We start from the raw sequence: 13,876 nt of genomic DNA on the forward strand, positions 1-13,876 counted from the left end.
AGAGCACGAAGTAAGCCTGTAAACCATCGCGCAGGGAAAGCCGGAGTTGCTTCGGTTGACCTGTGGTCCTACCCCCGTGCTTTTTGTTGCACGGGGCCCACGGGTGCAACCGGCACCCGGCTTTCCCTGCGCCCTCTGCTCAATGAGAGGGTGAAACGAGGCGCAAGACTCGGGTAATCCATGCCGCGAGAACGCGACCTCACATCCACGCCACCGTCATGCCCCGCCAACGGGTCGGCGCGTACGCGCCGCCCGATGACAGGCTCCGGCGGGGCATCCAGTACTCCGCGGCTCCTCGGCATAAGCACAACCGCCTGTGGTTACTCGATCGTCCGGTCAAGCCGGACGATGACAGCGGAGAAGCTGTTTGACATTTGAACCAGAACCCTCACCCCGTCATGCGACCCGTTGGCTCGCAATGATGATCCCCGCTCAATCGTCCACGTCTTCCTGCGGGCGGCCGAACAGGTGCACAATGCCGGGCGTCGCCAGCGTCACGAACACGAAGCGCGAGAGGTGGTGCGCGCCGACGAAGATCGGGTCGATATGCAGCGTCAGCGCCAGCGCCAGCATGGCGTCCATCGCGCCGGGGGCAAAGGCGACGACGACGTCGGAGAGGCGCACCTGCGTGGTCAGTGTGATGGCTGCAACGAAGATCGTGGAGATCAGAACCGCGACCGCGAACGAGCCGAGCCCGGCATTGATGTGGCTGCGCAGGGTCGAGAGCTTCATCCGTGCAAAGCGCGAGCCGATCAGGGCGCCGATGCCGACCAGCGCCACGCCGCGCACCCAGGGCGGCAGGCCGCCCTCGATCGCGCCGACGCCATGCAAGAGGCTGGAGGCGAGCATCGCGCCGAACATCCAGCTTGCCGGAAATTTCGCCCAGCGCAGTACAAATGCCGCGACGATCGAGGCCGCGATCAGCGCCGCGAGCTCGAGCGGCGAGGCGCTGGCGGAGGCGATCGTCGGCGGCGCAGCAGGAGCTATCCCGAGCACCGCGAGCATCAGTGGCAGCGCGGCGGTCAGGATGATCACGCGCATGGTCTGCACCACGGCGATCGCGGCGACGTCGGCGCCCTTCTCGATCGCGAGCATCGTGATCTGCGACAGCGCGCCGGGGCTGCCGGCGAGGAAGGCCGAGGTCTGGTCCCAGCCATGCACGCGCTGCAAATAGTAGCTGCTGCCGAAGATCGAGCAGATGGTCGCGAGCGCCAGCAGCGCGATGGTGATCGGATAGGCGCTCACATGCTGGATCAGTTGCCGCGACACCAGCGAGCCCAGGGAGATGCCGAGCAGGATCAGCACGGTCTGCGTCACCGCCGGCGGCACGGTGAGCGGCCGGCCGGCGAGCGCGGCGATGCCGACCGCGATCATCGCGCCGGAAATCAGCCCGCCCGGCAGGTTCGCCCACAAAAACAGCAGCCCGCCCGCGGCGCCGATGACGAGCGTCTCGGTCGCATTGAGGATGTTGGCGCGGCTGGGAATGGCAAAGGCCATCGATGCGGGGAGCAGGTTCACGGCGGCGTTATGCCAAATCCGCAAGCCCGCGACAAATGCATCTCGCGATTGCAGCAATGCGCCGGATTTCGGAAGTGTCGGCGTCGACGCGGTCCTTACTTCGTGCCCGCGCCCTTGTCGGCGGCTTCCTTCAGGCATTCACGGCGGAATTTCTTGCGCTCCTTGCCGTGCAGGCTTTTCGCATCGGCCTGCTTGGAGCATTCCAGCGAGGCGGCGCTGCGCGCCTTCTTCTCTTCCGGCGTCGGCGCCTTGGTCTCGGTCTTGCTGGTCTCGGTCTTGGCCGTGTCCTTCGGCGCGGGCGTGGTGGTCTGTGCGAAGGCGCTGCCTGTCAGCAGGAACGCGGCGAGAGCGGTTGTGGCGGCGAGGGAGGAAAGCTTCGGCATGGGGCACCTCGAATTGGTGGAGGCGAAACGGTCGTCGCCCGATGCTGAACCGCTGATGAATATCGCGCATGTCGGTCGCCACAATATTTTGACCGCGCGATCCGCCAACGCGTTGTCGCAAGTTCCGGTTGCGTTAGGATGCGGCCCTCGTCAACGCGCTGAGGTTTGACGAAAAGGGAGAACAAGCATGAAAATTCAAGCCAAACTGCTTTGTACGATGGCGGCCTCGGGGCTCGCCGCATTCGTGATGTCCGCGCCGGCGCAAGCGCTGACCGCACAGGAATGCAGCGCCAAGTACCAGGCGGCCAAGGCAGCCGGCACACTGGGCGGCCAGAAGTGGAATGATTTCCGCAAGGCCCAGTGCGGCGCAGACGCGACGCCTGCCGCTGCGCCCGCTGCACCAACGGCTGCCGCGCCTGCGCCGGCCCCCGCCGCGAAGGAGGCCAAGGAAGCCACCGCGCCTGCATTGCCGGCAGGTCCAGCGGTATTCCCGACCGCGGTCGATCCGAAATATTCCAAGGAGACCCAGGGCAAGGCGCGGATGCACACCTGCGTCGACCAGTACAATGCCAACAAGGCCACCAATGCCAATGGCGGGCTGAAGTGGATCCAGAAGGGCGGCGGCTATTACAGCGAATGCACCAAGCGGCTGAAGGGCGCTGCTTGATCTCCAGGCGGATGGCGCGGCCGGAGCACAATGCCGGCCGCGCCGGTCTTTGGGACAGCGCAGCAAAGCTGCGTGACATGTCCGCCTGCCGAGCGTAGACAGCGCTGGCAGCCGCGAGATTTGACATGAGCCCAACAACCGATTGTGCCGGAATCAATCCGGAACCCACGCGCCGCGCCGCGCTCGGCCTGATGGCTGCCGGTGTTGCGCTGCTCGGCGGTACCGCTGCCGCGCAGGAAGAAGAGAAGGTGCTGACCGAAGCGGCCGTGCTGCGCGATCCGGAGATCCCTGTCGCCGGCAACGCCAAGGGCGACATCAGCATCGTGGAGTGGTTCGACTACCAGTGTCCCTACTGCCGCAAGCTCGAACCCGAACTACGGCAGGTGGCGCAGGACGATGGCAAGGTGCGCCTGGTCTGGAAGGACTGGCCGATCCTCGGTGATGTGTCGAAGGTCGCGTCACGCATGGCGCTGGCCGCCAAGTACCAGGACAAGTTCCAGGCGGCGCATCAGGCGATGATGGGCCTCACCACCAAGCTGACCGAGCCGCGGATACAGGAGGTACTGGCAGCAGCGAACATCGACATCGACCGCCTGAATCGCGATCTCGCGGCCAATGCCACGTCGATCGATGCCATCCTTGCGCGCAACAATGCGCAGGCCGAGGCCTTCGGTTTTCAGGGCACGCCGTCTTTCATTGTCGGGAAATTCCGCGTGCCCGGCATCCTGACCAAGGAGCAGTTCGCGCAGGCCATCGCCGATGCGCGCAAGGCGAACATGAGCCGTTAGATCCCGATGCGATTGCTAGCGTGATGAGATCTTCTGCCAATCCTCATGGGCGCGCGCTTTCAGCGCCTTCAGGTCATCGGCGGCAACGTCCCAGTTGACGATGGTGCGGCCGTTCGGCGCGACCTGGCCAGTCGCCACGCTCGACGTCCGCATCGAATCATAGAGATAAACGCCCGCGATCAGCAGCAGCGCCCCCAAGATCATTCCGAAAAACGTTCGCATGACGATCCCTCCGGTGACCGCTGATAACGGAAATGGCCGGCGGATGGTTCCGCGGCCAGTTCCGGCCGGCGTCGCGGCTACACCCGCCCGAAGGCGCGCATCACGTAGTCGATGAACACGCGCACGCGTGGCGAGAGCTGGCGGTTGCGCGGGTAGAGCAGGGATACCGGCACCGAGGGTGGCGGGCACTCCGTGAGCACCTGGACGAGGCTGCCGCGCGCGAGATCGGCTTCGGCGTGGAAGCGCGGCACCTGCACCAGGCCGAGGCCGAGCCGCGCGGTAGCAAGGTAGCTCTCCGGTCCCGTCACCGACATGATCACCGGCAGCATCACGTCGCGCACAGCGCCGTCGACCACGAATTCCATCGGTCGTAACCGTCCCGTCGTCAGCGATCGTATCCCGATCATGCGATGGCCTTCGAGCGCATCGGGGCCGGACGGCGTGCCGAAGCGCTCGAAATAATCAGGCGCCGCGCAGGTCAGGCGCTCCAGCATCACCACCTGTCTTGCGATCATGTCGCTGTCGGGCAGATGGCCGAAGCGGAGCACGCAATCGACGCCTTCCTCGATCAGGTCGATCCAGCGATCGCTCTCGCTCATGTTGATCTCGATGTCGGGATACGCAGCGAAGAAGCCCGGCAAATTGGGGAGCAGGAAGTGACGCGCCAGCGTGCCCTGCACTTCCAGCCGCAACAGCCCCCTCGGCCTGCCGCCGCCGAACGCGCCTTCGGCATCTTCCAGGTCGGCGATCAGCGACAGGCAGCGCCGATAATGTGCTTCGCCGTCGAGGGTCGGGCGGACGTGCCGCGTGGTGCGTTCGATCAGCCGCACGCCGAGCCGCGCCTCCAGCGATTTCACGGCATCGGTCACCGTTGAACGCGGCAGGCCGAGATCCTCCGCCGCCAGCGAGAAGCTGCGCCGCTCGACCACGCGCGTGAAGACCCGCATTGCGTCAAATCGATCCATCTGGATTGTCCGGATTTGTCGAACAGTGATGTCAGTTAATGCACGATTATCCGGATTGTGGAAGTGCCTACCTTGCTCCTGTCACCCAGCGGCCAAGCCGCAACCGAGAGGAGAACAGAAGATGTCAAACGAGACCAACAAAGTAGCACTGGTAACGGGCGCTTCGCGCGGGGTCGGCGCTGCCGTGGCCGAACGTCTCGCGAAGGACGGCTTCACCGTCGTGATCAACTACGCCGGCGAGACCAAAGCCGCCGAGACGGTGGCGAGCCGGATCGAGGCGGCCGGCGGCCGGGCGTTGACTGCGAAAGCTGACGTCAGCGACCCCAACGCAGTGCGCGGCATGTTCGATGCGGCGGAAGCCGCCTTCGGCGGCGTCGACGTGCTCGTCAACAATGCCGGCATCATGAAGCTCGCCAGGATCGCCGACACCGATGACGCGCTGTTCGATCAGCAGGTGGCGATCAACCTCAAGGGCAGCTTCAATACGATGCGCGAGGCCGCGCGCCGGCTGCGCGATGGCGGACGCATCATCAATTTCTCGACCAGCGTCGTCGGCACCAAGCTCGAGACTTACGGCGTCTACACCGCGACCAAGGCGGCGATCGAGACATTGACCGCGATCCTGTCGAAGGAATTGCGCGGACGCTCGGTCACGGTCAATGCGGTTGCACCCGGTCCGACGGCGACCGATCTGTTCCTGCACGGCAAGTCGCCGGAATTGATCGACCGTTTTGCCAAAGCGAATCCGCTGGAGCGGCTCGGCATGCCCGAGGATATCGCCTCGGTCGTGTCCTTCCTCGCCGGCCCCGACGGCTCCTGGATCAACGGCCAGACGCTGCGCGCCAATGGCGGCCTGGTCTGAGGCCGCAAACAAGCCTCGCGAAGGAAAATGGATACGTATCATGAAACAGGTCATCGTCATCACCGGCGCTTCCAGCGGCTTCGGCCGACTGACCGCCAATGCGCTCGCCAAGGCGGGCCACACCGTCTATGCCTCGATGCGGGAGACCAGGGGACGCAATGCCGCCCAGGTCGCCGATGTCGAGAAATTCGCTCGTGACAACCGCGTCGATCTGCGCGCGATCGAACTCGATGTCGGCTCACAGCGGTCGGTTGATGCCGCGATCGCAGAGATCGTCGCCGAGCGGGGATGTCTCGACGTCGTCATACACAATGCCGGCCACATGGTGTTCGGCCCGGCGGAAGCCTTCACGCCCGAACAGCTCGCGGAGCTCTATGACGTCAACGTGCTGAGTACGCAGCGCGTTAACCGCGCAGCGCTGCCGCAGCTTCGCGAGCAGGGCAGGGGACTTCTGGTCTGGGTGTCGAGCAGCAGCGTGGCCGGCGGCACGCCGCCTTACCTTGCGCCCTATTTCGCCGCGAAGGCGGGAATGGATGCTATGGCCGTGTCCTATGCTCGCGAGCTGTCGCGCTGGGGCGTTGAGACCTCGATCATCGTGCCCGGCGCTTTCACCGGCGGCACCAATCATTTTGCGCATTCGGGCAGGCCGGCCGACCAGGCGCGCGTCGCGGAATATGAAGCCGGCCCCTATGGCGGCTTCGGCGAACGGATCATGAAAGCGTTCTCGGCCATTGTGCCTCCAGATGCCGACGCCTCGTCGGTCGCGGATGCGATCGTCAACGTCGTCGACACGCCGTTCGGCAAGCGGCCATTTCGCGTCCATATCGATCCGACCCAGGACGGCGCGGACGTAGCTTTCGCCGTCATCGACCGCGTCCGCAGCGAGATGCTGCACCGTGTCGGACTCTCCGACCTGCTGCATCCCAAGGGCAACGGCTGAAACTCAGGCCGGCGGCGCTTCAGGTGCCGCCGGCGTGCCATTCAGCCAATCGAGGATCACCGCGTTCATTTCGCGCGGATAGGTGTGGCTCAGATCGTCGATCTCGCGATAGGTCACGGCGGCACCGGCCGCGGATAGCGCCTGATGCGTCTGCCGCGCGACCTGGACCGGGAACATCCAGTCGAGCTTTCCATGCACGATATGGACCGGCAATCCGCGCAGCCGTTCCGCATCCGCCACCTGCGCCATCAACGGATGGAAGGTTGCGGCGACAGGGGCGACGTGCGTGAAGGGCGAACTGCGCTCAAGACCCGAAACGTAGCAGAACGTGCCGCCGTCGCTCATTCCCGTCATCAGCATCCGCTTCTCGTCAAGATTCCAGCGCGTCCGCACGAAATCGAGGATGCGGACCAGGTTCGGCGTGTCGATATCGTCGCCCATCAACGCCCAGGTGTTTCCACGCGCGGTCGGCGAGACCAGGATTGCGCCGCGGCTGCGGGCGTCGCGCACCCAGCTCCAGAGGAAGTTGCGGCCATTGCCGCTGCCGCCATGCAGCGCCATCACCAGCGGCCAGGCGCGGTCAGGCTGGTAATATTCCGGAACATACAACGAAAAGCCGCCGCGGCTGCCGGGCTCGCTGCTATCGTGCAGGATGCCGGTGGTTTCCTTGGCAGGTTCGGCCAGCCGCGCCAGCAGTTCGGCATCCCCGCGCAGGGCGGGATCGGTGAAGAACTCGTTCACGGGCGGCAATCGCGCGGCGAGCGGATAGAGCGCTTCCAGCGCGCGCGGCGTGTAGCGCAGCGCGCGAAACACGCTCACCAGATCACCATGGCCGTCCTGCACCGCTCGCAGGCCCTGATAGGCGGCGAGCGCCGCGTCGCTTGCGGTTTGGAGCTGCGCTTTGATGGCGGCAAACTGCTCCGGCCACTCGGTGAGCCGCGGGCGAACGGCGCGCAGCGCTTCGTCCGGCTCGCCCGCGATCTGCATCACGCGGCCGAACTCCGGCGGGTGCAGATGGCGCGCGATGAAGCCGAGCGATTCCAGCGTCTGCAACAATGGCGGCAGCACGGCCACGATGTCGTTCACCACGGCCTCGCTCATTGCACCGCTCCCGATCTCAATGCAGCCGCGGCCCCTTCAACAATTTCGCGCGATCGATCGAAGCCAGCGTGACGTCGAAGGTGACGCCTTCGTGATAGACCGTGAGCGGCACGTCGACGCCGGCGGTGCCGAGCGACCAGAGCTTGCGGTAGAAGTCCGCCTGGCTCATCACCTTTTCCCCGTTGACGGCGAGGATGACGTCGCCGGTCTTCAGCTCGGCGCGCGCCGCCGGGCCCTTGCTCGCGATACCGACCACGACGATGCGGTTGTCGATCTCGGTCGTGTACATGCCGAGCCAGGGCCGCGACGGCCGGTTGACACGGCCATATTTGCGCAGGTCGTCGAACACCGGCGTCAAGAGGTCGATCGGCACCATCATGTTGACATGCTCCGCGCGGCCGCCGCGCTCGCGTTCGAGCTGCAGCGAGCCGATGCCGATCAATTCGCCTTTGCTGGAGATCAGCGCGGTGCCGCCCCAATTGGGATGCGCGGGATAGGTGAAGATCCCATCATCGAGCAGATATTCCCAATAACCGGCGAATTCCTGCTTCGCCACGATCTGGCTCGCCAGCGAGCGGGTGCGGCCGCCGGCGCCGCCGACCACGACATTGTCACCGACCTTCGTGGTGGCGGACGAGCCGATCGGGAGCGGATCGATGCCCGGTCGTCCAAGCGCCTGCACCAGGCCAAAGCCGGATTCGAAATCAAAGCCGAGCGGGTGGCCCTCGATCAGGCGGCCATCGCCAAGGTGCAGCCACACGGTTTCCGCTTCCGTGATGAGATAGCCGATGGTGAGCACCAACCCGTCGTCGATCAGGACCCCATTGCCGGCGCGCTCCGTGCCCAACGTCTCCGCGCTGAACGCATCGGATGGGATGAGTGAGTGCAGCCCCACCACGGCAGTCAGCGCGCGATCGAGGTCGAACTTGTAATTGCCGGAACTGGGCTGGTGCGCCGGCGGCACTCTCCATTCGGTCGTGGAAGACATGAAGGATCTCCGTAAGAATCGCGTTTCCTTCGACTAACGCCGCACCCGATAATCAATGTCCGGTCGATCGTCCCAAGCCCAATATAACAACGAAATGAGGTCAGCGCGAGCGGGCTTCACGGTCTGGAACGACTACAAACACGTCAGCCCCGTCATTGCCGGGCACTTTGAAACCGAACGCGTCCGGAGATAGCATCATGGTTGACCCGCCGGGTTCTGCCCAAACGGAGCAGGTGATGCATTGCTGGAGCAAAGATCCTTGAAGGCGGCACGTCGCGCGCCCACAAGTGCGGGCATCCTGATGTACCGCCGTTCTGGGCCGCGGCTGCAAGTCCTGCTTGTGCATCCCGGCGGGCCCTATTGGCGGCGCAAGGACGAGGGCGCCTGGTCGATCCCGAAGGGAGAACTTGATGGGGAGGAGGACGGCAGCGCCGTGGCGCGCCGCGAATTTGCCGAGGAGACCGGCGTCACCCTTGATCAGCCGCTCGAACCGCTGGGCGAGATCCGCCAGCGCGCCGGAAAGCGGGTGATCGCCTTCGCCGTCGAAGGCGATCTCGATGTGCACGCTATCAAGAGTAACATGTTCAAGATCGAGTGGCCGCCGCGAAGCGGGAAGATACAGGCCTTTCCGGAGATCGACCGTGCCGAATGGTTCGAGCTCGCTGCGGCGCATGCGAAGATCCTCGAAAGCCAGCGGCCGCTGCTCGATCGCCTCGCCGAGTTTGTCGGCCCATCTGGGAGGAGCCCATGAGCGACCGCTTTGATCTCGCGCGCTTTGTCGATGCGCAGGCTCCCGTCTACCGGCAGGTCGTGGCGGAGCTCGGCCGCGGCCGCAAGCAAAGCCACTGGATGTGGTTCATCTTCCCTCAGCTTGCCGGTCTCGGGTTCAGCCCAATGGCGCAGCGTTTTGCGATTGCCTGCCGCGACGAGGCCATCGCCTACCTCCAGCATGAAATCCTGGGGCCGCGGCTTATCGATTGCACGCGTCTCGTCAACGCCGTCGAAGGCAAGACCATCCACCAAATTCTCGGCAGCCCCGACGATCTGAAGTTCCGTTCCTCGATGACCTTGTTCGCCGCGGTGTCGGTCGTCCCCGAATTTCCCGCTGCGTTGAAGAAATATTATGGCGGCGCAGCCGACCCAAGAACGCTGGAGTTGCTTGGCTAGCCAGTCCATTCGCCGTCATTCCGGGGCGCGACGAAGTCGCGAACCCGGAATCCATCGGGCAACATGCACAGGTGGAGAAACGGATTCCGGGCTCGCGCCGACGCGTACCCCGGAATGACGGCGTTCGTTCACTCCGCCTTCGCCTTCGCGCGCGACGGCATGATCCGGAACGCGCGGTTCTCCTTCAGCCAGGCTGCGCGTTCGTCGCGCAGCAGCGTGCGGCGGACCTTGCCGGAATCGTCGCGCACCTGCGCATCCACGATCTCAAAACTCTCCGGATGCTTGTAGCGGCTCAGCCGGTCGGCGAGGAAATCGCCCATGCCGTCGGCGATGGCCTGGGCGTCGATTGCCGGATCGCACTCGAGGATCGCATGGATGCGCTGGCCGAGTTCGGCGTCGGGAATGCCGACCACGACGCAGGAGCGCACGTCGGGATGCGCGCTCACCGCAGCCTCGACCTCCGCCGGATAGATGTTGGCGCCGCCGCGCAGGATCATGTCCGCGAGCCGGTCGCCGAGATAGAGATAGCCCTCCTCATCCAGCCGGCCGATATCGCCGAGCGACTCCCAGCCGTCGGCGCGGCGTTTCGGCTTGGCGCCGAGATAGTGATAGGTGGTGCCGGCGCCGTCATTGGGCAGGAAATAGATCTCGCCGGTTTCGCCTGGAGCGACGTCATTGCCGTCCTCGCCGATGATGCGCAGGCGTGCGGTCTCGCCGATCTTGCCGACCGAGCCCTTGTGCGCGAGCCATTCGACGCCGGAGATGATGCAAGCGCCCTGTCGCTCCGTGCCGCCATAAAGCTCCCAGATCCGTTCTGGCCCCAGCCACTCGATCCATTTCTCCTTCAGCCATGGCGGCATCGGCGCCGCCATGTGGAACACGACCTGCAGGCTCGATAGATCGTAGCGGTTGCGCACCTCGCCCGGCAGCGCCCAGATCCGGTGCATCATGGTCGGCACGAAATTGATCCATTGCACGCGCTCGGCCTCGATCTGGCGCAGCGTCTCCTCGGCGTCGAACTTGGTCAGCCCAGTGAGCCGTCCGCCCGCGAACAGCGCAAAATGCGAGACGATGAATGGCGCGTTGTGATAGAGCGGCCCCGGATTGAGCAGGGAGGCGCCGAGCGGGATGCCGAGCGGTGGCGCCATGGTGGTATCGACCACGGCGGGCAGATGATCGAGGATCACTTTCGGCCGCCCGGTCGACCCGCCGCTCGTCATCGCCTTCCAATAGCGCGCCACGGGCGCCGTGAGCGGCTCGTCGGAATAGCCTTCAGGCACGAAGCCGATCGGCAGCGAGTTCGGCGCATTCCAATCGGGCTCGCCGCCGACTACCAGCGCCGGCTTGAGGATATCGAGCACCGCGGCCGCTTCGCCGCGCGGCAACCGCCACGACAGCGAGGTCGGCGTCGCCCCGCACTTCCATACCGCAAAGGTGGTCTCGAAGAATGCGTTGCTGTTGGGCAGCCCGATCGCGACGAAGTCGCCGGGCTTGACGCCCTTGGTCGCGAACGCTCGCGCGCGCGCATTGGCACCGCGCTCCAGTTGCTCCCAGGTCAGCGTGTCCTGTCCATGACGAATGGCAATCGTACCCGCCGGCTGGCGTTCAGCATACCAGCGCGGCACGTCGGCGATCGGGATCAACATGAAGGCGTTTCCATTTGGTGGGCTGCTTGCAGCCACTTCTGTGGCTGGATGATATGGCGCACTTCATCAACAGGAGACGAGGCGAGTCAAGCCGCGGCTGAGAGACATTGCTTGACGATCGAATCGGAATCGTAGGGTGGCTAGAGCGAGGCGAAACCCACCACTCACGTTAACAATTGAATTCCGACGCAACGGTGTCCTTTCACGAGTGCGCAACTGAGGCCGCAGGACGCGATCCACCAGTTGGCCTGCGCGCGTAGATCCGTTCGATCTCCGCGGCAAAGCGATGCTCGAGCGCCGGGCGCTTGTTCTTCAGCGTCGGCGTCAACAGGCCGGCGGCGATGGTCCAAGGCTCCAGCGTCCACCATACCGCGCGCGGTGTCGCATAGGCCGGGAAGGCTTTGACGGCCGCGGCGATCCGTTTGACAAGGAATGCGGTTTCCGCTTCCGCGTCGCTGCCCGCGAGCCTGCCCTTCTCGCGCTCCCAGGCCTTCGCGTTCAGCACCACGAGCGCCGCAAGAAAGGGACGGTTCTCGCCGATCACCATGGCCTGCTCGAACAGGGGATCGGCGAGGATCGCGGTTTCGAGATCGACGGGCGCGATCTTCTCGCCGGTCGAGGTCACCAGGATGTCCTTGATGCGGCCGGTGATGCTGATGCGGCCGTCATCGATGCGTGCCTGATCGCCGGTATGCAGCCAGCCGTCGGCTTCCTTGACCCGACGCGTCTCCTCGGGGCGGTGCCAATAGCCGAGCATCACGCTCGGGCCCCGCACCAGCAGCTCCTGATCCTCGCTGATCCTGACTTCGATATCATCGAGCGGCCGGCCGACCGAGCGCGGGTCGTTATCATCTGCGGTATTGACGGAGACGACGGGCGACGTCTCGGTCATGCCGTAACCTTGCAGGATGTCCAGTCCGAGCGCGAGGAACAGTCGGATCACCCGCTCGCCGATCGCCGCGCCGCCGCTGACGGCCACCCGCAGCCGCCCGCCGAACTGGGCCAGCACCTTGTCGGCGACCAGCCGCTTGAGCACCGGCCAGGCCATCCTGTCGAACAGCGACAGCTTGCCGCCTTCCTGCCTCGCATCGAAGCGCCGTCCGCCGACGGCAACGGTGAGGTCGAGCAATTCGCGTTCGAAGCGGCCGGCCGCCTCGCTGTGCTGCATGATCAGGGCATAGATGCGCTCATAAATCCGCGGCACCGAGATCAGCACGGTTGGCCGCACCTGCTTCAGGTCGTCGGGAAGCTGCTGCACCGATCGCGCATAGGCGACGCAGGCGCCGGCGACGATCGGATAGTAGTAGCCGCCGGTGCGCTCGAACGTGTGCGACAGCGGCAGGAAGGACAGGAAGATGTCGTCCGGGCTGGCGGCGATGCGCGCGTGGATCGCCTTGACGTTCGCGATGATGTTCCCGTGCGAGAGCATGACACCTTTTGGCCGTCCGGTCGTGCCGGAGGTGTAGACGATCGCGGCAAGATCATCCGGCTGGAGCGGCACGTCGGCGATGTCCGTCTCGGTCTTCGGTCCGGGCTCCAGCCAGGATTTCAGCGCCGCGACGCGATGATCGGTTGCTGCCGGGTTCTCCGTACCTTGCTGATCTGCGCAGATGACACGCTTGAGCGTGTCGGTCGGCGCGCCCGCGCTGGCGAGGATCCGCCAGCGATCGATGGTGTCGACCAATAGCAGCGACGCCGCGGAATCCTTGAGGATGTAGACGATGCTCTCAGGATTATCGATCGCATGCATCGGCACCGGCACGAGGCCCCGCGACAATGCGGCCTGGTCCATCGCGATATGCTCGATGCCATTGGGCATCAGGATCGCAACGCGCTCGCCGGCTGCGAATCCCTCGGCGGCCAGCGCGCGCCGCCAGCGGTCGAATTCGCCATCGATCTCGTGCCAGGAATGGCTGACCCAGCGGCCGGCCGCTGCGTCGAAATGCCGGTAGGCCTCTGCGTCCGGGCTTACGCGGATACGCCAACGCAGAAGCTCAGGCAGCGTGCGGACTTCCGCAAGCTTGTCCGGCGCGCCAGCTTGCGGGATCAAAGGGGCGCCGGACCGTTTCTCAACCTCCACATGGCCTCCGCACGACGTTAAGCATCAAACAAACGTGTAGACCCGTCGCACGGGGGCTACCTCATATGTTTGACCTAGCGCAAGAACAGGTATGTCGGCGGCGGTTGTGCACCGGCGGCGGCCTTATTCCTCCAGTGTGAAGCCGACCCGCAGCGTGACCTGGTAGTGACGGACGGCGCCATTTTCGATGTGGCCTCGCGTCTGCACGACTTCGAACCACTTCATCTCGCGAATGGTCTTTGCGGTGCGGCTGACGGCGTTCTGGATCGCATCCTCGATGCTCGTCTCCGACGATCCGACAAGATCCAGGATCTTGTAGACGTGGTCCTTCTCGCCTGTCGTGGGCATGGCAAACCTCCTTGTGGTTCAGGTCAAGCGTGGCGCATCCGGAGCTACTCCGTCGGCCCGGGATCATTCGGCATTGGCGCCGCGTCCATTCTGAACAAGCTCACAGCCATCGGAGTTCCATCCGATTTGCTTCGGTCCGCTCCGGGCAATCTCGATCGACGCACCGCGCTTGCGCCATGCGCCGGCGAGATCGGAGCGCGT

Annotated in this window: 15 protein-coding genes; 6 read left to right on the top strand and 9 right to left on the bottom strand. The window is 64.9% G+C overall.

Annotation, left to right across the window (positions count from 1 at the left end):
- Nucleotides 1-432: 432 nt before the first annotated feature.
- Nucleotides 433-1,518 (bottom strand): AbrB family transcriptional regulator, encoded by a 1,086-nt coding sequence (locus I6F35_RS07790; RefSeq protein ID WP_225117066.1) that lies wholly within the window; start codon nt 1,516-1,518, stop codon nt 433-435.
- A gap of 95 nt (nt 1,519-1,613) precedes the next feature.
- Nucleotides 1,614-1,901 carry a PsiF family protein gene (locus tag I6F35_RS07795; RefSeq protein ID WP_225117067.1) on the bottom strand — a complete coding sequence of 96 codons (288 nt, stop codon included), beginning with the start codon at nt 1,899-1,901 and terminating at the stop codon, nt 1,614-1,616.
- A 187-nt stretch (nt 1,902-2,088) separates the two neighbouring features.
- On the opposite strand from I6F35_RS07795, the gene I6F35_RS07800 reads away from it, so the two are divergent.
- Complete coding sequence (locus I6F35_RS07800; protein WP_225117068.1) at nt 2,089-2,568, top strand: hypothetical protein; 480 nt, start codon at nt 2,089-2,091, stop codon at nt 2,566-2,568.
- A 125-nt stretch (nt 2,569-2,693) separates the two neighbouring features.
- A complete protein-coding gene (locus tag I6F35_RS07805) occupies nt 2,694-3,356 on the top strand; it encodes a DsbA family protein (protein ID WP_225117069.1) in 663 nt (220 codons plus the stop codon).
- 15 nt (nt 3,357-3,371) lie between these two features.
- On the opposite strand, the gene I6F35_RS07810 is transcribed toward I6F35_RS07805, so the two are convergent.
- A complete protein-coding gene (locus I6F35_RS07810) occupies nt 3,372-3,578 on the bottom strand; it encodes a hypothetical protein (RefSeq protein ID WP_225117070.1) in 207 nt (68 codons plus the stop codon).
- Between the two features lie 77 nt (nt 3,579-3,655).
- The gene (locus I6F35_RS07815; protein WP_225117071.1) at nt 3,656-4,543 is read right to left on the bottom strand and encodes a LysR family transcriptional regulator; all 888 of its coding nucleotides are present in this window, start codon (nt 4,541-4,543) and stop codon (nt 3,656-3,658) included.
- A 121-nt stretch (nt 4,544-4,664) separates the two neighbouring features.
- Between I6F35_RS07815 and I6F35_RS07820 the strand changes: the two genes are divergently transcribed.
- Together I6F35_RS07820 and I6F35_RS07825 are read left to right on the top strand one after the other, a co-directional pair.
- Nucleotides 4,665-5,405 (top strand): SDR family oxidoreductase, encoded by a 741-nt coding sequence (locus I6F35_RS07820; protein ID WP_225117072.1) that lies wholly within the window; start codon nt 4,665-4,667, stop codon nt 5,403-5,405.
- 37 nt (nt 5,406-5,442) lie between these two features.
- The gene (locus I6F35_RS07825) at nt 5,443-6,345 is read left to right on the top strand and encodes an SDR family oxidoreductase (protein ID WP_225117198.1); all 903 of its coding nucleotides are present in this window, start codon (nt 5,443-5,445) and stop codon (nt 6,343-6,345) included.
- 3 nt (nt 6,346-6,348) lie between these two features.
- Here I6F35_RS07825 and I6F35_RS07830 read toward each other — a convergent pair whose 3' ends face one another.
- Both I6F35_RS07830 and I6F35_RS07835 read right to left on the bottom strand, forming a co-directional pair.
- Nucleotides 6,349-7,446: a phospholipase gene (locus I6F35_RS07830; protein WP_225117073.1), complete on the bottom strand. Its 1,098-nt coding sequence runs from the start codon at nt 7,444-7,446 to the stop codon at nt 6,349-6,351.
- Nucleotides 7,447-7,462: 16 nt separating this feature from the next.
- Nucleotides 7,463-8,434, bottom strand: a complete 972-nt coding sequence (locus tag I6F35_RS07835) for a S1C family serine protease (RefSeq protein WP_225117074.1) — start codon at nt 8,432-8,434, stop codon at nt 7,463-7,465.
- Nucleotides 8,435-8,693: 259 nt separating this feature from the next.
- On the opposite strand from I6F35_RS07835, the gene I6F35_RS07840 reads away from it, so the two are divergent.
- Nucleotides 8,694-9,185, top strand: coding sequence for an NUDIX domain-containing protein (locus tag I6F35_RS07840; protein ID WP_225117075.1), 492 nt, complete (start codon nt 8,694-8,696; stop codon nt 9,183-9,185).
- Nucleotides 9,182-9,601 carry a DUF1810 domain-containing protein gene (locus tag I6F35_RS07845; protein ID WP_225117076.1) on the top strand — a complete coding sequence of 140 codons (420 nt, stop codon included), beginning with the start codon at nt 9,182-9,184 and terminating at the stop codon, nt 9,599-9,601. The genes I6F35_RS07840 and I6F35_RS07845 overlap by 4 nt, the downstream gene beginning before the upstream one ends.
- 128 nt (nt 9,602-9,729) lie before the next feature.
- Here I6F35_RS07845 and I6F35_RS07850 read toward each other — a convergent pair whose 3' ends face one another.
- The 3 genes from I6F35_RS07850 to I6F35_RS07860 all read right to left on the bottom strand — a co-directional run bounded on the left by I6F35_RS07850 (nt 9,730) and on the right by I6F35_RS07860 (nt 13,675).
- Nucleotides 9,730-11,247: an AMP-binding protein gene (locus I6F35_RS07850; RefSeq protein ID WP_225117077.1), complete on the bottom strand. Its 1,518-nt coding sequence runs from the start codon at nt 11,245-11,247 to the stop codon at nt 9,730-9,732.
- 202 nt (nt 11,248-11,449) lie between these two features.
- On the bottom strand, nt 11,450-13,327 hold the full coding sequence (locus tag I6F35_RS07855) for an AMP-dependent synthetase/ligase (RefSeq protein ID WP_225117078.1): 1,878 nt from the start codon (nt 13,325-13,327) through the stop codon (nt 11,450-11,452).
- A 123-nt stretch (nt 13,328-13,450) separates the two neighbouring features.
- Entirely contained in the window at nt 13,451-13,675 is a 225-nt protein-coding gene (locus I6F35_RS07860; RefSeq protein WP_225117079.1) for a dodecin, read from the bottom strand.
- Between the last annotated feature and the right edge of the window lie 201 nt (nt 13,676-13,876).

Origin of the sequence: Bradyrhizobium sp. BRP22 (assembly GCF_020194175.1) — a bacterium.
Classification (GTDB): domain Bacteria; phylum Pseudomonadota; class Alphaproteobacteria; order Rhizobiales; family Xanthobacteraceae; genus Bradyrhizobium.

What these genes read in the sequence shown, in the direction of transcription:
- I6F35_RS07795 (WP_225117067.1), bottom strand. Translation starts at nt 1,901, where the DNA reads ATGCCGAAGCTTTCCTCCCTCGCCGCCACAACCGCTCTCGCCGCGTTC.
- I6F35_RS07800 (WP_225117068.1), top strand. Translation starts at nt 2,089, where the DNA reads ATGAAAATTCAAGCCAAACTGCTTTGTACGATGGCGGCCTCGGGGCTC.
- I6F35_RS07805 (WP_225117069.1), top strand. Translation starts at nt 2,694, where the DNA reads ATGAGCCCAACAACCGATTGTGCCGGAATCAATCCGGAACCCACGCGC.
- I6F35_RS07810 (WP_225117070.1), bottom strand. Translation starts at nt 3,578, where the DNA reads ATGCGAACGTTTTTCGGAATGATCTTGGGGGCGCTGCTGCTGATCGCG.
- I6F35_RS07815 (WP_225117071.1), bottom strand. Translation starts at nt 4,543, where the DNA reads ATGGATCGATTTGACGCAATGCGGGTCTTCACGCGCGTGGTCGAGCGG.
- I6F35_RS07820 (WP_225117072.1), top strand. Translation starts at nt 4,665, where the DNA reads ATGTCAAACGAGACCAACAAAGTAGCACTGGTAACGGGCGCTTCGCGC.
- I6F35_RS07830 (WP_225117073.1), bottom strand. Translation starts at nt 7,446, where the DNA reads ATGAGCGAGGCCGTGGTGAACGACATCGTGGCCGTGCTGCCGCCATTG.
- I6F35_RS07835 (WP_225117074.1), bottom strand. Translation starts at nt 8,434, where the DNA reads ATGTCTTCCACGACCGAATGGAGAGTGCCGCCGGCGCACCAGCCCAGT.
- I6F35_RS07845 (WP_225117076.1), top strand. Translation starts at nt 9,182, where the DNA reads ATGAGCGACCGCTTTGATCTCGCGCGCTTTGTCGATGCGCAGGCTCCC.
- I6F35_RS07850 (WP_225117077.1), bottom strand. Translation starts at nt 11,247, where the DNA reads ATGTTGATCCCGATCGCCGACGTGCCGCGCTGGTATGCTGAACGCCAG.
- I6F35_RS07860 (WP_225117079.1), bottom strand. Translation starts at nt 13,675, where the DNA reads ATGCCCACGACAGGCGAGAAGGACCACGTCTACAAGATCCTGGATCTT.